21 protein-coding genes and 1 pseudogene are annotated in these 19,209 nt (G+C 48.7%); 16 read left to right on the forward strand and 6 right to left on the reverse strand.

From position 1 onward, the window contains the following. Positions 1-240 precede the first annotated feature (240 nt). Positions 241-366, forward strand: coding sequence for a hypothetical protein (locus tag ACYVJM_RS27900; RefSeq protein ID WP_461151513.1), 126 nt, complete (start codon positions 241-243; stop codon positions 364-366). Between the two features lie 31 nt (positions 367-397). Then, positions 398-763, forward strand: coding sequence for a hypothetical protein (locus tag ACYVJM_RS27905; protein WP_461151514.1), 366 nt, complete (start codon positions 398-400; stop codon positions 761-763). Between the two features lie 296 nt (positions 764-1,059). Here ACYVJM_RS27905 and ACYVJM_RS27910 read toward each other — a convergent pair whose 3' ends face one another. From ACYVJM_RS27910 to ACYVJM_RS27925, 4 genes are all read right to left on the reverse strand, one after another. Further along, positions 1,060-2,271 carry a DUF6371 domain-containing protein gene (locus ACYVJM_RS27910; protein WP_461151515.1) on the reverse strand — a complete coding sequence of 404 codons (1,212 nt, stop codon included), beginning with the start codon at positions 2,269-2,271 and terminating at the stop codon, positions 1,060-1,062. A 574-nt stretch (positions 2,272-2,845) separates the two neighbouring features. Continuing rightward, positions 2,846-3,826, reverse strand: a complete 981-nt coding sequence (locus tag ACYVJM_RS27915; RefSeq protein WP_461151516.1) for a ParB N-terminal domain-containing protein — start codon at positions 3,824-3,826, stop codon at positions 2,846-2,848. 12 nt (positions 3,827-3,838) lie between these two features. After that, positions 3,839-4,798, reverse strand: a complete 960-nt coding sequence (locus ACYVJM_RS27920; protein ID WP_461151517.1) for a ParA family protein — start codon at positions 4,796-4,798, stop codon at positions 3,839-3,841. A gap of 196 nt (positions 4,799-4,994) precedes the next feature. Next, positions 4,995-5,738 (reverse strand): hypothetical protein, encoded by a 744-nt coding sequence (locus ACYVJM_RS27925; protein WP_461151518.1) that lies wholly within the window; start codon positions 5,736-5,738, stop codon positions 4,995-4,997. A gap of 159 nt (positions 5,739-5,897) precedes the next feature. Between ACYVJM_RS27925 and ACYVJM_RS27930 the strand changes: the two are divergent. After that, positions 5,898-6,035 (forward strand): annotated as a pseudogene (locus ACYVJM_RS27930) (pentapeptide repeat-containing protein); the annotation flags it as partial. A gap of 84 nt (positions 6,036-6,119) precedes the next feature. On the opposite strand, the gene ACYVJM_RS27935 reads toward ACYVJM_RS27930, so the two are convergent. After that, positions 6,120-7,055 carry a replication initiation protein gene (locus tag ACYVJM_RS27935; protein WP_461151519.1) on the reverse strand — a complete coding sequence of 312 codons (936 nt, stop codon included), beginning with the start codon at positions 7,053-7,055 and terminating at the stop codon, positions 6,120-6,122. Positions 7,056-7,901: 846 nt separating this feature from the next. Between ACYVJM_RS27935 and ACYVJM_RS27940 the strand changes: the two genes are divergently transcribed. Together ACYVJM_RS27940 and ACYVJM_RS27945 are read left to right on the forward strand one after the other, a co-directional pair. Beyond that, a complete protein-coding gene (locus ACYVJM_RS27940) occupies positions 7,902-8,018 on the forward strand; it encodes a DNA/RNA non-specific endonuclease (protein ID WP_461151554.1) in 117 nt (38 codons plus the stop codon). Positions 8,019-9,243: 1,225 nt separating this feature from the next. Further along, entirely contained in the window at positions 9,244-10,137 is an 894-nt protein-coding gene (locus ACYVJM_RS27945; RefSeq protein ID WP_461151520.1) for a sialidase family protein, read from the forward strand. 61 nt (positions 10,138-10,198) lie between these two features. On the opposite strand, the gene ACYVJM_RS27950 is transcribed toward ACYVJM_RS27945, so the two are convergent. Next, positions 10,199-10,567 carry a four-helix bundle copper-binding protein gene (locus tag ACYVJM_RS27950; protein ID WP_460963754.1) on the reverse strand — a complete coding sequence of 123 codons (369 nt, stop codon included), beginning with the start codon at positions 10,565-10,567 and terminating at the stop codon, positions 10,199-10,201. Positions 10,568-10,746: 179 nt separating this feature from the next. On the opposite strand from ACYVJM_RS27950, the gene ACYVJM_RS27955 reads away from it, so the two are divergent. The 11 genes from ACYVJM_RS27955 (at position 10,747) to ACYVJM_RS28005 (ending at position 19,207) form a co-directional block, all read left to right on the forward strand. Next, positions 10,747-11,193: a hypothetical protein gene (locus ACYVJM_RS27955; protein WP_460963753.1), complete on the forward strand. Its 447-nt coding sequence runs from the start codon at positions 10,747-10,749 to the stop codon at positions 11,191-11,193. Positions 11,194-11,419: 226 nt separating this feature from the next. Further along, the gene (locus tag ACYVJM_RS27960) at positions 11,420-12,511 is read left to right on the forward strand and encodes a YncE family protein (RefSeq protein ID WP_460963752.1); all 1,092 of its coding nucleotides are present in this window, start codon (positions 11,420-11,422) and stop codon (positions 12,509-12,511) included. Positions 12,512-12,524: 13 nt separating this feature from the next. After that, on the forward strand, positions 12,525-13,388 hold the full coding sequence (locus ACYVJM_RS27965) for a DUF2911 domain-containing protein (protein WP_460963751.1): 864 nt from the start codon (positions 12,525-12,527) through the stop codon (positions 13,386-13,388). 3 nt (positions 13,389-13,391) lie between these two features. Beyond that, positions 13,392-14,051 (forward strand): class I SAM-dependent methyltransferase, encoded by a 660-nt coding sequence (locus ACYVJM_RS27970; RefSeq protein WP_461151521.1) that lies wholly within the window; start codon positions 13,392-13,394, stop codon positions 14,049-14,051. A gap of 20 nt (positions 14,052-14,071) precedes the next feature. Next, the gene (locus ACYVJM_RS27975; RefSeq protein ID WP_460963749.1) at positions 14,072-14,515 is read left to right on the forward strand and encodes a 5-fold beta-flower protein; all 444 of its coding nucleotides are present in this window, start codon (positions 14,072-14,074) and stop codon (positions 14,513-14,515) included. 70 nt (positions 14,516-14,585) lie between these two features. Then, entirely contained in the window at positions 14,586-15,302 is a 717-nt protein-coding gene (locus ACYVJM_RS27980) for a DUF2231 domain-containing protein (protein WP_460963748.1), read from the forward strand. Between the two features lie 6 nt (positions 15,303-15,308). Continuing rightward, positions 15,309-16,088 carry a hypothetical protein gene (locus ACYVJM_RS27985; protein WP_460963747.1) on the forward strand — a complete coding sequence of 260 codons (780 nt, stop codon included), beginning with the start codon at positions 15,309-15,311 and terminating at the stop codon, positions 16,086-16,088. Between the two features lie 38 nt (positions 16,089-16,126). Beyond that, positions 16,127-16,603: a DUF3347 domain-containing protein gene (locus ACYVJM_RS27990; protein ID WP_460963746.1), complete on the forward strand. Its 477-nt coding sequence runs from the start codon at positions 16,127-16,129 to the stop codon at positions 16,601-16,603. 54 nt (positions 16,604-16,657) lie between these two features. Next, positions 16,658-17,224, forward strand: coding sequence for a helix-turn-helix domain-containing protein (locus ACYVJM_RS27995; RefSeq protein WP_297369287.1), 567 nt, complete (start codon positions 16,658-16,660; stop codon positions 17,222-17,224). 229 nt (positions 17,225-17,453) lie between these two features. Then, positions 17,454-17,684 (forward strand): heavy-metal-associated domain-containing protein, encoded by a 231-nt coding sequence (locus tag ACYVJM_RS28000; RefSeq protein ID WP_012931250.1) that lies wholly within the window; start codon positions 17,454-17,456, stop codon positions 17,682-17,684. Positions 17,685-17,803: 119 nt separating this feature from the next. Then, positions 17,804-19,207 (forward strand): efflux RND transporter permease subunit, encoded by a 1,404-nt coding sequence (locus tag ACYVJM_RS28005; RefSeq protein WP_461151522.1) that lies wholly within the window; start codon positions 17,804-17,806, stop codon positions 19,205-19,207. Positions 19,208-19,209: the final 2 nt, after the last annotated feature.

The following is a 19,209-nucleotide window of genomic DNA, read 5'->3' on the forward strand; positions in this document are numbered from 1 at the left end:
CAATACAACTGAAGCGGTACTTAATCACTCTGAAGCAATCACAGTGGCACCTTAGATGCTATTTCCCTACTATACACTTGCGCATAAGCCTAAGTAGTACCAAGGTGGAGAAGCAAAAAGCCACTTGTATTAAGACAAATGCGCCTATTCAGGACGTCTGTGGGTTTCTTTATCTGGTTCGTGTCGGCTCAAATTCAGACAGGCCCGACTTCAGATTAAGGTCTAATTCGTACCACTTCAATGAGTCACAATCCCGCTTCAGATGGTAACGGCTTCGTCGCACGAACGAGCCCGCCCAACTTTGTGGCCATCCAGGGCAGAAAGCCGCTTCACGAAGCCAGCCCTCTCTCTGCCCGTTTGAAATGAAGTGTTATCAAGTCGATTTTTATTAAGTCAAGTGTACTCTCCTAAGACATGGGCTTTAGTCGCCTACACCACGCTGTCCTTACTGACCAGCACGATAAGCAGTTGTAAACATACGCCTACGCCAGGGGATGAGGTAGTTGAACTACCAACTCAAACGCCATCAACGGCCATCCCTGACGAATTTGTGGGCACCTGGTTTGCCAGCCACAATGAGGGGCCGCTCACCATCAATTGGGAGAAAGGCACCTTCCAGGGTGAGCAGGGTTTTCGCGAGTTCCGCACGATGGTCTTCACCCAAGCTGGCACGAACGCCTTGGAGTACACGAGCGAAGTAGTCAATCTCACTAATGGGGTACCTAACACATTTGGGGTATATCCGCCACGTAGAGGTTGTTAACTTCTGAATATTAAATCATTGTATAAAATTACCCCTTCTTGGGGCATGCGTTATCTGTCATTGAGATAGCCACTTATAAAAGGAGTTAAAATCGCCGTTGATGGCTGGTCTCAGCCGTATTTTTGCTCTTAAGGCTCAAAACAGCTTTAAAAGCATCAAAATTGTATGCTTTTCCACGCACCTAAACAGCAAAATTATTATCTGCTCTAAACGAACGTTAGAAGCATACACTTTTCAACAAGCTCCTAGTGTACAGCCTGTTAACTGCCTTTGGTGGCGGATACACCCTGAATGTGTCAGCTACCCCAGGAATGCCATTGTTCGAGTAAGAAATCGGCTAAGTCGGCACCAGCTACTCGTTCCTCCTCTGTGGCATTCTCTTCCAGATACGTCGAAACCGTGATCTGAAACCCTTGGGCCAGCAGGTCATTGGCCACCCGATTCCAGCGAGCAAAGGCGCTGCCATCTTTGGACAAATCAGGGAATAACTCAATGCGTCGGCCACGCAAGGGGGCCAAGCGGTCCGCATTCAAATACGACAAGGCCCCGACGGCCATCCAGAGAAAGCCGGGAAAATAAGGCGTACTGATGACGGCCGTTTTGGGCGCTTCCACAATCGCCACCGGCTGATCGGCATCGGCGGTTAAGAGTTGGGGCAAGCCGAACAGGCAAGGGGATTTTTGCACCTCATTCCGCTTATCCAGATAGGCCCGCAGCCAGTCGGGATAGGGCTGCTTCAACGCATCACAGCGTCGGGCATAGGAGGAATGGACCCAGGTGGTTCGACTGCGTTTTTCGCCCGCTTTGATGACATATTTGACGGTGTGAAACGTCTCGTCAAAGAGTTTGATCTGCCCGCCTCTGATGCGTTGCTGCTCATCAATATACCAGAACACACAGGCTCCGGGCCAACGTCCGGAGGTGCCAATGTGGAATCGCTTTAACAGGTCATGGGCCAGGGTAGGCCCAAAATGACGACTCAATAGGCGGGCAAACTGGTTGCGTTCATAGTGTCCCAGCGACTGGTTAAACACCTCCCGGGGAATCGTGCAAAGCTCACCCAGTTGACGGATTGGGGTACCATTGACGGGTTCACCGGGTCGCTGGGACGTCGCTGATTGGTCAAACAGAAAGTGAGCCACCCGTTCGGCCTGCTCGAGTCTGGCTCCTTCCTCCTGCATCAGCTGGGCTATGATGTCCTGTTTCAAGACGCCCGCGTGTTTCTGGCGGGCCGCTAGGGTAAACCAGGCTTTGGGGATCGGGCCAACACTGGTCTGGGCCTTCAGCTGCTCATGATACGACAAACCGGATGGGCCTTTGTGGTAGGGGTTCAGATGATAGCCACAATTACTTTCCCGATCGCAGCGGCCATAGATGTCGGGCAGAGGTTGGCCCGTTTGGGTGTCGACATAGCGACTCAACGTTTTGCGGTGTTTAGGCCCACAACTCGGACAGTCGGATTTGATGGCTTTTTTGGGCAGTTGATAACGAAACGTCTTGATCGGCATGCAGGTAAAATTAAAGCGTTGTGTTCAACTAAGTTTTCGATCGTCTTGGCCTTTTTGGCCCCTTAACCTGGCAGCGGCTCCTACCAGAAGGCCTGCCTATCCGCTACCATACCGTAGTCGGACCACTCAGGGGTTCCTTGGCTAAATGGGCCGCTTCGGCACTGAACCTTGGAGGAAATGCCAGGGCTAGGAAAGTGACACTAGGTAAACAGCCTGTCGTTGAACGGCGCACCCAGTCAGGAGTAGACAGCCGATGAGCATTACTAGTATCCAGTAGGATCTCCCTAATTTCTTCTCCATTGCTTTATCTTCAACAGGTACGCTTCGAATCCTACAAAGGACCAAATCTTAAGGCCGAAGCGACAACAAAATTGCTTGCTCGCTAAAATGGTGCGTAAAAGCATGAATTTATCGGCAACTTTCTACATTATAGGCGGTAAACCTCCTTTTATGGCGGCTAAACTGTAACCGTGCGATTTAGCTTCTAGAAGGCAGAGTAGCCACCAATCTATTCCTTCTTCCAATGGGTCTATCGGATAATGTGGTAACTTTTACCACATTATCCGATAATTAACTATATATCTGATTCACAATGGGTTATTAGGTGCTGAACTTGATTTAGAAGCTGCTGGCTAATCAATTTTATATCCGCATTCGGCATACCAAGGGCAGTGGCTAAGTGGATTACTTTTGTAATCTGACGATTAAGTTTGTCAGGTTTCTCCCCTTTATTGACCGACCTGAGCTGATTAGGAGATGAATTAGTTTTTACTGACTGTTGATTTAATACTGCCTGAAGTTGAATAGGTGTTTCAATTAGTGAGTCGAGTTGTAAGGCATCGCCTAACTGGATGATATCCTTTTTAGAAACCTTCGTATTGCGGGAGAGCACTTCCCGGCGCAAGGGCTCGGCCAATTTAGCTATTCCTTTAGCATAAGATGCATCCATTCGAATAGTCTTGGGACTCACATTGTACTGGTGGGCTAACTGATCTTCTGTACGCGTTGCCGACGGGATAAACTGATCAATATCATCATTTTCACTCAATGTTGATATTGAGCTAGACTGCCCTCCCTTTTTTGTTGCTGTTGTGGGACGTCCCGAAGTACGCTTGGTATTGAGATACTTTAATCCCCGCAGATAAGCCATTTGTTCAGGAGTCAGGTTTCGACGGCCCAATTGATTGTCAATCATCGATTCCCGGACGGCCTCCAACCCTGAAAACTCGCGGACTAGGAGTTTGAAGTCCACCGCATGCTGGCGGCAGATGCGAAGACGATTATGTCCATCGACTAAAACAAAAACAGGTTGATTACTGGCTGAACCATCAATTTGAGACTGAATCGTTTGCCAGATTTGAAGGGGTTCGCGGCATCCTTCCCGGACAATATTGGCTTCTAACTGAGTGAATTCCTCTGATGATAGGGGGGGGATAAGTGCTTCAAGTTCGGGTATAATTGTAATTGATCGCTTGATATCCTCTTGAAACACCAGCGACCCACTCTCTTTTCGAATCAAAGGTCGAGCCGCTGAATCGTTGAATTGTTTTTTCATGTGTTGGCGGTCTTAAAGCGATTGGCTAGCTAAGAATTCAATGGCCAGCTGATTATAATCTTGTGCACCGGTGGATCCCCCCTGGTACTGAAAGATATCCTGCTGGGCATACTGGGATTCTTTAAGGGCTGCATTTAATCGAATCTCCGTATTAAACACTCCAAAGGTGGCCAGATCCTGACGAACCGTTTTAATTAAGTCTTTGTGTAGGATTAGGCGTCGGTCAACTCGGGTTAGCAATATGCCATCAATGACCAGCTTTTCATTAAAAAATTGACGGATTTCTTCAATTAATTCGAAGAGATTATTAACTCCTTTCACCGATGATGTTTCAGGTTCGAGCACTACTAGCGCTGATGACGAAGCAATCAGTGCCGAATTGGTGAAGATGTTGAGCGCGGGTGGGCAGTCGATAAATATAAAATCATATTGGTCCAGAATCGGGGCCAGTGCCGTTCTGAGACGCATGGAGCCGCTTGGTGAGTGGGTAAGATCCCTTTCGTATTTGGCTAAGTCAAGATTGCTAGGTATTAGATCAAAGGTCTCCGCAATGGTCACTATCGGCAAGGCATGATGATGTACTAGTGATTCATAAAGTTGCTGTTCAGGATTATCAATGCCCAAACTCTGCGAGAGATTACCTTGTGAGTCAATGTCAATTACTAAAACCCGATGCCCTAGTAGCGAAAGTGCCCGACCCAAGTTGATGGTGGTGGTCGTTTTACCGACACCTCCTTTATGATTGACTACAGAGACAACCCGTGCTTTTTTGGTTCGTTGCGGATGTAGCTTTAGTCCATAGGCCATTAGCACAGGCTCCAGCAAAGATAAATGTCGGTCATTAAGTCGTCTTGTTCCGGCAATCGCTTTAGCCAATGTACTGGCAGGTAACCCTGCTTCCTTTTCAATTGTAGAAAGAGAAAGAGCAGCTTTTTTATTTAAAAACTCTATCACATGCTCGTTTGTGATCATAAGAGACACGTTTTTTTTGCCCTAAAAATAAGACAAAATGTTCTTCCTGCTTCCAATATGCCCTAAAATTTAGGCAAATAAGTAATATTCATGACTCCATACAAGATTACTCCAGGTCAATGTATATTCATCAACACGTTTGAGCCTATTACTTTTTCCGAAATCCTGGTTTCTCCTTTAATATATTAATGGGGTCTTATACCCCGGATAAGCTATTTTCTCGTAAGTACAAGGTAGTAATGCCTTGTCTTAGTTGAATGGGAAAGGTCTTCAACTCCCGGTCAATTAATTTATGATCATGGGGGACGGACTCATTAATATAGTCGGGATCAATAAAAATGATGTTGAGCCGTTCATGCACCTGATGGCCTACTCGCTCGGTGTGCTTGAGTAAGTGTTCGCTGGAGGTGGTGGTTTTCAGGGTGGCCAGGTCATCGAAATAGCGGTAGGTGCAGTACCAGTAATAATATTTATGGTGGTAGTTGGAGAAGCATGCCTGGTAAGCATCGGGTTGCTCCCGGATGGTACGCAGCAGTTCATCGGTTTGTTTAAGCTCTTTGAGTTGGCCCACGCTAAGCTGCTCCATTAAAGATCTATTCAATAGCTCGTCCCGGTAGTTTTTGATGTGCTGGATGACATCGCCGTGAGTGACCGATCGTTCAATAGAATATTTGTGTTTGAAAAAGAAGGAAAGGGAAATGGCGGGCTTGTCATAGTTGACCAATTTAAGGTTCTTCAGGGGTTTACCGGGTCGATGGTAAGCTTGGTATTGTTTCATAAATTGCATGGGGATGAAGTAGTATTCCAGGTGAGGATCGGCAGGTGGTGGATTACTAATCTGATTGATACCCGGGGTCAGGGTAACGGCCTGGGTTCTAAGTACGGTACGCAGGGCAGCCAGGGGCGCTTCGTCGTCGCGTTTGAGGGGTTTGCGGGGCATAAATTAGAGATGGTTTATTTACTTTTATAGTAAATATATGACAATAATTCATCCTGTTTCTTTTGTTTAGATCTTTGTTGCTTTTGTTTTTTCTGTCAGATGCTGATCTGAATAGCATACTACTTGCCGGGGCTCAGTTAAACCGAGCAAAGCTCTCTTGTCGGAGCTGATTTTAGGGGTGCCCAGCTTAAAAATGCTTCATTTGCCTATGCCGATCTGACTAATTTTACGTTTACCAACTCATCCCTTGTTTTATTGACTGATTTTATCGGTGCTATCATGAAAAATAGCCTTTAGGCCATAGCCACGTACTTGATCGATTATTTTTGCACTGCAACCCGGCAAAATGATGTCCAAAATTTTTGGCACCAAATACCCGATTCATAATACGCCAAACACTTTTGCGGTGTAGGCCCCTATATTTGAAATCTTCTTACTGGCATTCTGAACCTGGATCTCGTAGAGCTTTCTATTAATTAGCTCAGGCTCATAATTACTCAGTATGTACTCAATTTGATCAGTCCGCAATTTAAAATGAGTCAATAATTTCTCATGCAGTTCCGACACTGTCGGACTTACCTCAATAGGAACTGTAGTTTTTACTTTGATGAGCCAACGTAACTGGGCAATTCGTTTACCCTCTCGTTGCGGAAAAAATTCAACATATAAATCGGACTCCTGATTTATGTCCTTGACAGCCGGTACTAACACTCGTTTGTTGAAATCGCGCCAGTCTTCATACTGCTCGATTTCGGTCACCGGATCATAAAGTCGAAGCCGGGTTTTCAATTCCAAAATGGTGATTTTCATAATCCCCGCCTTTTTCCAGGACGAGAGCATTTCATAGATACGTTTAGAATATTTACCCGGTAGATTCATGGCAGGCTCCTTACCAAACGTGGTGAACCGTCCTTTCTCAAGATTGAACAGAAAAGGACGCAGATCGGGATCGATCTTAAAGCTCATTGTTCCTTTTCCATAGTCATACAGTACCGATGAAAAGGGTGCAACCTGGAGTAGCTTACCCCCTACTGGGATATTCATAATCTTCTGCATCATGCCCTCTGTGGCCAGCTGTAAACTTTTATATGGGTTAACAGTATCGGTAATTGTCATAATTTCCTTAACTCGTACAACATACCGTTGGTCGTCTGGGTCATCCTTTTTAATTTGCGACTGAACCATATACAGAATGTTCTTTTGCAACGCGCTCATATCGTAATACGCGTTTGTCAACGCATTAGCCTGAAACAGAATTTCTGTTTTAGCATCTAGCTTAAGTAGCGAAAGTTGATTACTAGGCATCTGTTTCTTCATAGCGGTCCTGCTAAGTTTATCCACAAATATAAACAAATGTGGTCACGTCCACAAATCACTAGTAATTTGTCCACTCTTTAAAGTACTTCACGAATAATATGTCCACTTGAAAGGTCAAATGTGAATAACTTCTGTCCACAGTTTACGAGTTTTCTGTCCACAAATGACGAGTTTTCTGTCCACATGGAGCCACAAAAGCATTAGTCAGCTAATTGACAATGAGTGAATTATAAACACCCGTAAATATCAAAGAATAAAATATAAAATGATTCACAAGTTATTTTGAAGGTACGGTTTTAGAAAGCTGTAAAGTTAAAATTAGTCCAAAAATTAGATAAAACGAAGAAAGAACTGGAGAAAAACAATTTCATAGAAAATGACGGTACAGTCGGCACTAGTTTTTTGTCCACATTAACAGGGTAATCGTCTGAATTATAGAGGCTTATAAGATTATAAATAAACAATCCATTAGTTTTTCGATCTAATTCCAGATCGTGTAAGTTGCTAATTGACAGACTAATTAACATACCCTGCTATTAAATTAAAATACTTGATTGATAACTACGTGGACATACACTAGTTTTTTGTCCACATCAAATAACATAACTAATTGATTACTAATTTATTTGATTAAGACATATGGGGCTTACGACTATATCGTTATCAGAAAAGTTGCCAACCTACCACATTGACCTCTTTAAAATCTATAGGCGGCCATGTTCCTATTGCTTATTGCCCTTATGATCGGTTGAAAGGCAGATTTCTGAGTAAACATTCCCAATATCCCATCCCATTATAACAACCTGACCTTAAGAGAACTGTAAACAATAAACTTGGTAGGGACATATATGCCCTAGCAACGATAGAAATAACATCAACTTTGGAAACCAAACTACCTTCATTTTATCGAATGTAGTACCGCAAGCACCCTTACTAAACAATAAAAGCTGGTGGCTTTTATGAGGGGTGGACTCCGTACTATCAATAGGAAATGAGTGTTCATCTTAAGTGGAAGCTATAAAAAAATCAGATCAGGCGATAAATAAGATATAACCGCACAAATTGATGATCCCCTAAGCATTCCTAGGACCTTACGGAAGGTAATCTAAATACTTCCTGCACATCCAGACAATGTAAGTAAGATCAGCGCTCAGACACGAGTTATTACAATTTGAATACCCATCCGTCACTTTGCAATCTACGATGTATCACTAACTCATGCTTTGGTTGAAAATGATACCTTGATTTGCGAGATGGCAATTTGAGACTAAGCCTGGACTGCATTAACGTAACTGGCTGAAGTTTGGCAATGGTCGCTAAAAATGGGCGTTTGAAGAGATGGTTTCTTAATAGTTATTCTGAGCCTAATATTGGCATAACCAAACAAAGAGGTGTCTGGCCTCTGTCGGTAAATTTCCGACCACTTCGGCGGCTGAGGCCCGGCCGGGGACGGTCACCACGGACGATATGATGCAGCGCGACCGTATGTGTCCGAAAAATTAATTGGGTGTCTTAATGGAGGTAAGGTGTATCGAAATAATCATCTCACAGAAAAGCCTTGTCCGTTGAATATGGAGTGACTCAAACTCGCTGAGAAGCGAACTGCTGTAATCGCCTGATTTAAAATACCGACGTTTTCGCGAACGATTTCTAGGGTTAGATAATAGTAACACAACTTAGTCATTGATAGTAAGTTAACGAGTTCATTAAAAGCATTCGTTATCCGCAACGGTACGGTCCGCCGCAGGCCCGGCATTTGTTGGGAGAAAATGGCCGGTTGAGTAGGAGGGGAGCCAGTCCGAATATCATTATGGGTAGCGTAAAATAGGATCAGGCAACCCATTCAGAAGCCATACGAGTGGGTTTCGAGCTATTTAATCTCTACATGAAATAAATCGTTAATGTGCTTCGATAGTCACTTGATTTCAACTACTTGAAGAGGTGTCGTGGTAACATTCCATTATATATCAGGCTAGAATCGCTTTATCATATTCGTAAATTCATTTGCTTGTTCCTCTCTGTTATGCGCAATCTATTATTTTTTCTATTGCAGCTATGGGTTCTCTCCGCAACTTGTCAGCCCTCAACTCCTCAAAAAGTCGCGTCTGGCCATCTACCCGTTATTATAGCTGATACAAAAGGGGCAATGCATCTGGTGTACGGCCAAGACTCAACCATCTTTTACGCTATGGCCAAAAGCCAAACGGCATCCTTTAACGCGCCAAGTAAGGTAGCGACCCTTCCCAATTTAGTGGCCGGGGCCAAGCGTGGCCCACAACTGGCTATCACGGATCAGTTTATTGTGATAACCGCCGTTAACCGGCAAGGTGATATTTATGCGTACTCACTCAACCGAGCTACAAATCAGTGGTCTCCAGCCATACAGGTTAATGATGTACCCGAGATCGCCAAAGAAGGCTTTCAAGCCATCGCTGGTAGTGGCAATGGCTTGTTCCATGCCGCCTGGCTTGACCTGCGTGACGATAAGAAGAATAAAATTGTCGGAGCCTCTTCCCGGGATGGGGGGCGCACCTGGTCCAAAAATCAGGTTATCTATAGATCGCCTGATGGCACCGTTTGCGAGTGCTGTAAGGTTTCACTTGCCGCTAAAAATAATGATGTATATGTACAGTTCCGCAATTGGCTGGGCGGTTCACGTGACTTACATCTGATTCACTCGACGGATGGTGGCAAGACCTACGCTCCTGCCCAAAAACTGGGTACGGGCACCTGGAAATTAACGGCTTGTCCGATGGATGGGGGCGCGGTCGTTCTTTCAGCAGCAGGTCAGCCCATTACTGCCTGGCGACGTGAAGATAACTTATATACATGTTTACCCGGTGAGCCAGAGCAATCAATTACCACGGGTCGTAACATAACCTTAGCTGCTGGAACAGCACAACCCGTATTAGCTTGGGATGAGGGAGGCATCATTTGGGTCAAATCAGCGGCTAATCCAACACTCCAGGTTGGTAAAGGTCAGATGCCCAGTATTGCCGTTGCGGGTCAAACCGTAATGTGCGTCTGGGAGTCAGAGGGGCAGGTGATGATGGCTACAACTACTTTACACGCTAAGCCGTAAGCATGAACTGGCAAGCTCCACTAGGTTTTAACCCGATGGAGCTTGTTCGCTTTACGATTTATTAAGCCGCCATTGCGTGGGCACCCTGAGCCATTTTACGGCATTGCTCAGCGCATTTCCGACAAGCTTCGGCGCACTGTCGGCAATGATCCATGTGGTCAGCATGTTTTCCGCACTCGGTAGCACAGGCTTCACAAAGGTGGGCGCAAAGCTGACAGACATCAGCTGCATGGGGACTACCACTGGCCATGAAGGTGACGGCCATATAACAAATCCTGGCGCAATCGCGATCGAGTCGAATGCAGTTGACCATCATTTTTACATCCACTTCGCCTAAACAGGCGTCGGCGCAGGCATCACAGCTTACGGCGCAGTCCTGGCAGGCGTCGATACATTCCTGAAAATGTTGGGGGGCTAAGGCAGTTTCCATACAAACAGACGTTTTGGTTATCAGTTAGAGTAACTGATTCAACGTCGATAGGTTGAGTGGATTAATCCCGTTCGCTAAGGATACGGTTCACTTCTATAAATTTTGTAAAGGCTACACGGAATCCTGTAAATCATCTGTTTAGAAAAGCAATTACCTTTGTTTCGGTAATCGTGTATTCAATGCCAAAATCCCTACATACCCGTCTATTTTGCTGCTGGCTGGCCCTTCTGGTTTTGGTAAGCAGCATGGGCTTTGGTATGGTGGAACACTGGTGTCAGATGCGCGGCCACTCGAAGACCCTGCTGGCAGTTCAGAGAAATTGTCCCAAACACTGTCTGGCTGACGAACCATCAGTTCCGGCAACGGGCGAACCGGTCGTTAAAAGGGTACCCTGCTGTAAGACAACGCTCAGCTATGAACACCTCGATGTGAGCAGCTTCGTGGCCGACTATCACCCGCATCAGGCTCCCCAGCCAGCAGATTTTCTACCCAATCCCCAATTTCAGCTTCTGCTGGCGGCTCTGCTGCCCTTCTCTTCGGCTGAACCCATTTCTTCGTTTGCCGACACCCCACTCCATCGAACGGGTCGGTTTCGTCTGACCTCCCTCTGTACCTGGCTTATTTGAGCCAACGATTCATGTCGCTACTCGCTGGCGGACGGATTTGAACGTCCCGGTCAGCGGTTTTTTTGTGCGACTCTGTTAAGCGGGGTTCCCTGCTCATGCGACCAGCGGCTATACCGGCCGAGGTGCTCCTTATGTTTTGATCCTGTCTAAGCTGAGCGGTTTCTATGCTAAGGAACCTAGCCTTCGGTCAGCTGTCAGACATCATTTTCACAACCTATCTTTTCCAATGAACAACCAAACTCCCGGACGGGCGCTGGCTATAGCGGCCTTATTGATGCTGGGCTTATCAGCCTGCAACATGCACGACATGTCGTCCATGCAACCCGAACTAAACATTAATTACCCCGCTGCCTACGTCGTCAATGCTGAGGGGAACAGCCTGTCAGTTATTGATCTGGCTGGTCAGCAGGTGAAAGAAACGATCTCCTTTGGCGAAGCCTCAGGCGGCCACAGTACGATGTCAATGACCGACATGATCATGTGGCCACATCACATCTACCTATCCCCCGATGGCAGCAAACTCGGCGTTGGGGTACCGGGTATGGACCTCAGCGCCGGTCATGCGGGTGGCACATCAGGCATGACCGGTCGGGTGCTGGTGGTAGACCCTAAAACGGGCGCGACGACGGTCAACCAGCAAACACCGGTGATGAACCATAACGCCGTGTTTTCGCCCGACGGCTCCGAAATATGGACCTCCCAGATGGATGATGCCGGCAAGGTATTGGTGTATAATGCAGCTACGATGGCATTGAAGAATACCCTCGCGGTAGGCATGGAACCAGCCGAAGTAACGATGTCGGCAAACGGTCAATACGCATTCGTGGCCAATGGCATGAGCAATACGGTCACGGTCATCAAGGTCGCCGACAAGTCGGTTACCAAGACGATTCCGGTTGGCGATGACCCGGTTGGCGCGTGGCCCGGAGCCGATGGCAGGATGTATGTAGATAATGAAAAAGGCCAAAGCATCAGCGTGATCGACGTAGCGACCTTAACCGTTGTGGAAACGATTAAGCTGGGTTTCACGCCTGGCTACGCAGCGTACCATGCCACCCGTAACGAACTCTGGGTCAGCCAGGCCGGAACAGGTAATAAGGTCTCTATTTTCGAGCGTATGAATGGTAGCTGGATGAAGATGAGTGAAGTTCAGACGGGCCTCGACGCGCACGCCATTGCCTTCACCAAAGATGGCGCAACCGCTTACGTCACCAATCAGGGGGCGGCTACGGTATCCGTGGTGGACGTTGCTAAACGCAGCAAAATCAAAGACATCTCGGTGGGTAAAAAGCCCAACGGCATTGTCCTCAAATACTAAACCCATTCGCGCCATGATCGCACTGACCAAAACAATTGCTACGCTTATCCTATTGACAGGTATGTTTACGCAAGCGACCCTTGCACAACTGAGCTTACCAGAACCCTCCCCATCAGCAACGGTCAAACAAAAGGTTGGCTTTACAGACCTGACCATCGACTATTCGCGCCCGGCAGTGAAGGGCCGAACCGTTTTTGGCAAGCTGGTCCCCTATGGCGAGTTGTGGCGCACCGGCGCGTCGGATGCCACCATCCTGACCATTACCGATCCGATGACCGTAGCCGGTAAACTCCTACCTGCTGGCAAATATTCGCTCTTCACCATCCCAACCCGCACCGAATGGACGGTAATCCTGAACTCGTATACGGAAGGGCATGGCACGGCGGGGTACGAAGCGAAGAACGATGTGCTGCGGTTTACGGTCAAACCTGATTCATCCGTGCGGTTTTATGAGTCGTTCACCATCGAGGTGCAGGATTTGGTAAAGAATCAGGCCAATCTGTACCTGACATGGGCCAATACGTCGGTGCATTTTCCGCTCGTGAGCAACGCTGACGAGCGCATTACGGCGGACATCCTAAAACGCACGGCAGCCGCTACCGATGAGGAGTCGGGCGTATTTTACCAGTCGGCCCTGTATTATTTCGACACAAACAAGGATGCCAAACAGGCCTTGACGTGGGCCACCAAAGCGGCTACCGGCAAACCGGCGTTCAATTACCTGCATCTGCAAGCCAAGTTGCTGGCGAAAACAGGCGATTACAAAGCGGCCATTGCTGCTGCCCGGAAGTCAGCAGAATTATCCGCCGAGAAGAAGTTTACCGAGTACGTTACACTCAATAATCAGCTCATTGCTGAGTGGGAAAAGAAATTGTAAACCATGAAACCGGCTACTGCTTCGTACAAACCCGCCTTGCGCTGGAACGGCTTAACCCGGTATTATGACCGGCTAATGGCGCTAACCATGCAGGAAGAACACTTTCGGACGCTACTGCTTGAACCAATTCAGGACAGCAAGCCCAGGTACATCCTTGACGTGGGGTGTGGCACGGGTACACAGGCCATGTTATTGCATCGGCAGTTTCCTAGAGCTAGTGTGTTTGGGTTGGATGGTGATGAAACGGTTCTGGCTATTGCCCGGCAAAAACAGGCGGTGATGGGCTGGCCTCTCACGCTGGATCGAGGCCTGTCAACAGCAATGCCCTATCCCGACGGTAGCATGGACATCGTTACCTGTAGTCTTCTGCTGCACCATCTGTCTGATGCGGATAAACGGCAATCGATTTTGGAGATGCATCGGGTATTGTCACCGGGAGGTGTATTAATGCTGGCGGATTGGGGCAAGCCGGCCAATGAATTTATGAGGTTGTTGTTTTACGGTCTTCAGTTCTTTGACGGGTTCGATACAACCAGAGCTAACGTAGAGGGACGACTACCGAATAGGCTCTACAGTGGGGGTTTTCGTCAGATTACTCAGACCAGTCAAGTCAACACGCTTTTTGGAACACTGGCTTTGCACTACGCAGTAAAGCCAGCCTAATTGCTTAAACAACGAATAGTATGAAAACCAAACAAACCGTAATGCTGATGCTGGCCTTGTTCATGGCCCTGCCTTCACTCTTGTTCGCCCAATCGGCCAACTACAAACAGCCAATGACTATTTCTGCCACTGGACAGATTAAAGATGGGGCGGGCAAAGCCGTTGGCACCATTTCAAAAGACCGGATGATTATGGATGCTACCGGTAAAAAAATTGCCTTCGTAGATGGTCAAGGCAACCTTGTGGATGCGAAAACGGGCAAGAAAATGGGAAGAATAGGCAAAGATGGCAAAACATACATGGATGCCAACGGCGATTTGATGTTCACCATTAAGGACAATGCCGACAATACATGCGACATTTTCGACGCCAAAGGTACTAAAATCGGCAATGTGCACGACAGCTATAAAGGGTCGGCCTGTGCGCTGCATTGCTTTCAGGCCGGGCATACGCACATGAAGTAAGCCAGGCAAGTTCCTCCGGTTGGCATCCCAATACCCGTTGATGTAGGCTACCCATTTATCACCTGAAACAATGAAGCAAATTCGGACACTATGGTTGATTTCCGCTCTTCTGTTACTGATTCAACCCGGTTTTGGACATGGTGGAAAACACAAGAAGAAAGCCGCAACCGACTCAACCCGTCGCGATTCGAGCATGAGCCATCATCAGTCGATGAATCATGCAGGTATGGTTGCCGATAGTATGCACATGGATGAGGTTCAGGCGATGGCACCTATGCCTGCTCCACTGGACGCTTATCCGACGTATCACCCGATGATCGTCCACGTGCCTATCAGTATGCTACTGCTGGCCGCGTTGTTACAGCTGGTAGTTTTACTAAAACCATCGGGGCCGCTCAATTGGATAACGCTGCTGGTCGCTGCCGTTGGAACGGTGGGGGCGTATGTAGCGGGCACGTATGTGCACCCGCATACGGACGGCTTGAGCGATGCGGCACAACTAGCTTTAGAAACCCACGAAACCTACGCAGATTATACGATCTGGCTGGGGCTGGCGGGAACGTTACTTAAAGGCATAACGCTCTGGCGACCCCTGAAGTGGCTGGAAGGCGTAGCGGCCCTTGCTTTGGTCGGGGCGGGCATTGCTGTCGGATTGGCCGGCCATCAGGGGGGCGCGTTGACGTACCTCTACGGTATTGGCCCACGGGGGGCATACCTCGAACAGCATGAGGGGGAACCCGCCGATGGCAACCGGCACGAACATAAACAGTCACAGAAAGTCGAATAAGCTGGTATGAATCGAACCTGGCATCTGCGCATTCGTAAAACCCACCGGTATCTGGGGCTGTTCATCGGCATTCAGTTCCTGCTGTGGACACTGGGCGGACTGTATTTCAGTTGGTCAAACCTCGACGATATTCACGGTGACCATCTGAAACGGGCCACGACGGGATTTCCCGTCTCCCAATCGCTGGTTTCGCCTTCCGTTCCCATGAACGCGTTACAGCAGATGGGCATGACTTCCGTTCTGACGGTGACCCTGATCGAGGTACTCAACCGGCCTTTCTACCAGCTAAGCTATCTGATGCAGCATGGAAACGGTCATGTCATGACTCACACCCAACTGGCAGACGCGAAGACCGGTCAATTGCGGGGTGAGCTAACGCAAACCGAGGCTACTGCCCTGGCCCGGCAACGATTTAGTGGCCCCTCCGACGTTGAGCGGGTTGAGTACCTGACAACGACCAGCGGGCACCACGAGTACCGTGAAAAGCCGCTGCCCGCCTATGCCATTACGTTCCGGCAACCGGCTCACGCGACGGTATATGTTGCGGCACAACTGGGTACGGTGCAAACCGTGCGAACCGACCCCTGGCGCATTTTTGATATGCTCTGGATGCTCCACACGATGGATTACGAAGGGCGTGACGACATTAATAATGGTCTGCTTCGGGCCTTCTCTATACTCGGATTGCTGACAATCTCGTCGGGGTTTGCGCTGTATTTCGTTTCGTCTCCCCAGTTAAGGCGGAAGCCGAAACAAGGACGAAAATCGTTACCAACCACCTTGTAATCAATCAAATACTTTACCAAGTAAATTCTAGATAACCAATGAAAACGATTCGATTAACCATGGCCGTCCTGGGCCTGTCATTAGTCTCACTGGCTGCTTCTGCCCAAACGACGACACCGGCACTCACCGCTTATTACAGGGTGAAAGATGCCCTCGTCGCGACCGATGCCGGGAAAGCCAAAACGGGTGCAACCACGTTGGTCGATGCGCTGGGGAAGGTCGATGCTGCCAAGCTATCCGTTACCGATAAGAAAGCCTTGGTGACGGCGAAAAGTAAAGCCGCTGCCATTAGCAAGTCGACGGATGTAAACGCACAACGGGAGCAGTTCGAGGCCCTCTCAATGAGCATGATTGCCCTGGCAAAAGCCACTAAGCCCGCTAAAACATACGTCCAGTTTTGCCCGATGGCCGCTGAGGGTAAGGGCGCCTCATGGCTCAGTTCTACCCGTGAGGTACGAAATCCATACTACGGTGACAAGATGCTGAAGTGTGGGTCAGTAAAAGAAGAAATATAGTGTTACACCACCCGGAGACGATCTAACGGATTGTCTCCGGGGAACTTACTGCTGATGGCTCTACAGGAACTCTATATTAAAAACATGGTATGCGACCGCTGTATCTGGGTCGTGCGCACCGAATTGGAACGATTGGGCTATTCGGTCACGCAGGTCGAGTTGGGGCGGGTTCTACTGGAGGAGTCTTCTGCTGATCTGACGACAATTACCGCCATGCTGGAGCGGCATGGGTTTGCTTTATTAACCGATAAAACGACCCGCGTGGTTAACCAGGTCAAAACCCTGATTATCGAACTGATCCAAAGCGGGCACATCGCTGGGTTACGAACGACGTTGTCTGATTATTTAGCCGACCATGTTGGTTTGGACTACGCGCACCTGAGCCATCTGTTTTCCACAACGGAGAATTTAACTATCGAAAAGTTCTGGATACTTCAGCGGGTCGAGCGGGCCAAAGAACTGTTGAGCTACAACGAAATTTCCATCAGCGACATCGCCAAACAGTTAGGGTACAGTAGTGTGGCTTATCTGACGAATCAGTTCAAGCAGGTAACCGGCCTGACACCCGCTGCCTACCGGAATCAGCATACGACCGACCGAAACCCATTGGACTGGATATAAAGCGATCGGATCGACTACACACGTTAAACGCACTGAACTGTCGGCTAATACACTATGATGCGCATCGGAAAGCAAAGCAGACTTTGACGGGGGCCCAGGTAAACCAGTAAAACCTGCTTCAAGGGCACACGAACTAAAATCTTGCAAGCGCGTGCGGGAATTGTATAACGGCTCCGTACCGCTTCATGACGACCTTTGCCGGGTAATTTAGACAAACCTGGAAATGGTCATGGAAACGATAAAACTGAAAACAAATATTAAGTGTGGGGGCTGCGTGGCCACGGTAACGCCTTTTTTAAACGAATCCGTTGGCGCAGGCAACTGGCAGGTCGATACGCAGAATCCCGATAAAGTGCTGACGGTGCAGACGGAAGCGGTCCAACGTCTCGGCGTTACGGCCGATACCGTCAAAGCAGCCGTACAGCAGGCAGGCTACAAAGCCGAAGTGTTACCCCAATAAGCTGGGAAACCCTTCGACCTTGAAAGCCGCCACGAACAGGCGGCTTTTTTTATAAGCTGCCCACGGATGAAACACTAAAACGCGCCGGGTCGTACAGACCGACAAACCGGCCAATCGGTATGATTGAAGGATTGATAAAATTTTCGCTCCGTAACCGCTTCATGGTACTGCTGCTGGCATCGGGCCTGTTTGGTTGGGGCGTGTACTCGGTAAAGACGGGAAAGATTGACGCGATTCCTGACCTGTCGGAGAATCAGGTGATTGTTTTTACCGAGTGGATGGGCCGCTCTCCGCAGCTCATCGAAGACCAGATTACGTATCCGCTCGTGACGAACCTACAGGGTTTGCCGCAGGTGAAATACGTGCGGGGTACGTCCATGTTCGGCATGAGCTTCGTCTACGTGATCTTTAACGATGATACAGAGGTGTATTGGGCCAGAGAACGGGTGCTAGAACGGCTCAACTATGCCGCCCGGCTGCTGCCCGGAGGTGTTTCGCCAACCCTTGGCCCCGATGGCACCGGCGTGGGACATATTCTCTGGTACACGTTAGAAGCACCCGGCCTGGACCTCGGCGAACAGCGGGCCGTGCAGGACTGGTACGTCAAGTTTGGCCTGCAAAACGTACCGGGTGTCGCTGAAATTGCCTCATTCGGCGGTTTTCAGAAGCAGTACCAGGTTACACTGGATCCCAACAAGCTGACCTATTATGGCCTGTCCGTACCGCAGGTCATCGGGGCTATCCGGGCCAACAATAACGAAGCCGGGGGCCGTAAATTTGAATTGAGCGGTATCGGCTACATCATCAAGACGACAGGCTATTTGCAATCCGTTGAGCAGATTCAGAACATTCCACTGAAGACCGTCAGCACCGTCCCTGTGCGTGTGGCCGACGTGGCAACGGTCCAGATGACGGGGGAGACCCGATTAGGCATTTTTGACCTCAACGGGCAGGGCGAAGCGGTGGGCGGGATCGTGGTGATGCGCTACGGCGAGAATGCTGATGAGGTCATTGGCAACGTCAAGCAGAAAATGGAAGAAGTCGCGAAGGGCCTGCCCGAAGGGGTCAAGTTCAATATCGTCTATGACCGAAGCGGGCTGATTCAGGAGTCGGTCGCCTCCATTCAGCATACATTGATTGAGGAAATGATTGTGGTCTCGCTGGTGGTGATTCTATTTCTGCTGCACTGGCGGTCAGCCGTCAGTATCATCATTCAAATTCCGATTACCATTGCCACGAGCTTTATTCTGCTCAACGCCTTCGACATTTCCTCAAACATCATGTCCCTAACAGGCATTGCCCTGGCGATTGGCGTGATCGTCGATAACGGTATTATCATGGCCGAAAATGCGTACAAGAATTTAGCCGTTCGGCAGGCTGAGTTAACGGCAACACGTAACGGGGAGCCTGCTGTTCCGCCATCCGGCACGGTCAACGACACACCATCGGCCACCAATGGCCATGGGAAAGGTGACTACATCAATGGACAACCGGTCCCTGAACCCACCCCACAAACGCGCTAACA

It is taken from the genome of Spirosoma pulveris (assembly GCF_054781875.1).

Bases quoted from the DNA above. Each gene is read 5' to 3' on its own strand.
- ACYVJM_RS27900 (WP_461151513.1), top strand. From the start codon at position 241: ATGAGTCACAATCCCGCTTCAGATGGTAACGGCTTCGTCGCACGAACG.
- ACYVJM_RS27910 (WP_461151515.1), bottom strand. From the start codon at position 2,271: ATGCCGATCAAGACGTTTCGTTATCAACTGCCCAAAAAAGCCATCAAA.
- ACYVJM_RS27915 (WP_461151516.1), bottom strand. From the start codon at position 3,826: ATGAAAAAACAATTCAACGATTCAGCGGCTCGACCTTTGATTCGAAAA.
- ACYVJM_RS27920 (WP_461151517.1), bottom strand. From the start codon at position 4,798: ATGATCACAAACGAGCATGTGATAGAGTTTTTAAATAAAAAAGCTGCT.
- ACYVJM_RS27925 (WP_461151518.1), bottom strand. From the start codon at position 5,738: ATGCCCCGCAAACCCCTCAAACGCGACGACGAAGCGCCCCTGGCTGCC.
- ACYVJM_RS27935 (WP_461151519.1), bottom strand. From the start codon at position 7,055: ATGAAGAAACAGATGCCTAGTAATCAACTTTCGCTACTTAAGCTAGAT.
- ACYVJM_RS27945 (WP_461151520.1), top strand. From the start codon at position 9,244: ATGGCCAAAAGCCAAACGGCATCCTTTAACGCGCCAAGTAAGGTAGCG.
- ACYVJM_RS27950 (WP_460963754.1), bottom strand. From the start codon at position 10,567: ATGGAAACTGCCTTAGCCCCCCAACATTTTCAGGAATGTATCGACGCC.
- ACYVJM_RS27955 (WP_460963753.1), top strand. From the start codon at position 10,747: ATGCCAAAATCCCTACATACCCGTCTATTTTGCTGCTGGCTGGCCCTT.
- ACYVJM_RS27960 (WP_460963752.1), top strand. From the start codon at position 11,420: ATGAACAACCAAACTCCCGGACGGGCGCTGGCTATAGCGGCCTTATTG.
- ACYVJM_RS27965 (WP_460963751.1), top strand. From the start codon at position 12,525: ATGATCGCACTGACCAAAACAATTGCTACGCTTATCCTATTGACAGGT.
- ACYVJM_RS27970 (WP_461151521.1), top strand. From the start codon at position 13,392: ATGAAACCGGCTACTGCTTCGTACAAACCCGCCTTGCGCTGGAACGGC.
- ACYVJM_RS27975 (WP_460963749.1), top strand. From the start codon at position 14,072: ATGAAAACCAAACAAACCGTAATGCTGATGCTGGCCTTGTTCATGGCC.
- ACYVJM_RS27980 (WP_460963748.1), top strand. From the start codon at position 14,586: ATGAAGCAAATTCGGACACTATGGTTGATTTCCGCTCTTCTGTTACTG.
- ACYVJM_RS27985 (WP_460963747.1), top strand. From the start codon at position 15,309: ATGAATCGAACCTGGCATCTGCGCATTCGTAAAACCCACCGGTATCTG.
- ACYVJM_RS27990 (WP_460963746.1), top strand. From the start codon at position 16,127: ATGAAAACGATTCGATTAACCATGGCCGTCCTGGGCCTGTCATTAGTC.
- ACYVJM_RS27995 (WP_297369287.1), top strand. From the start codon at position 16,658: ATGGCTCTACAGGAACTCTATATTAAAAACATGGTATGCGACCGCTGT.
- ACYVJM_RS28000 (WP_012931250.1), top strand. From the start codon at position 17,454: ATGGAAACGATAAAACTGAAAACAAATATTAAGTGTGGGGGCTGCGTG.
- ACYVJM_RS28005 (WP_461151522.1), top strand. From the start codon at position 17,804: ATGATTGAAGGATTGATAAAATTTTCGCTCCGTAACCGCTTCATGGTA.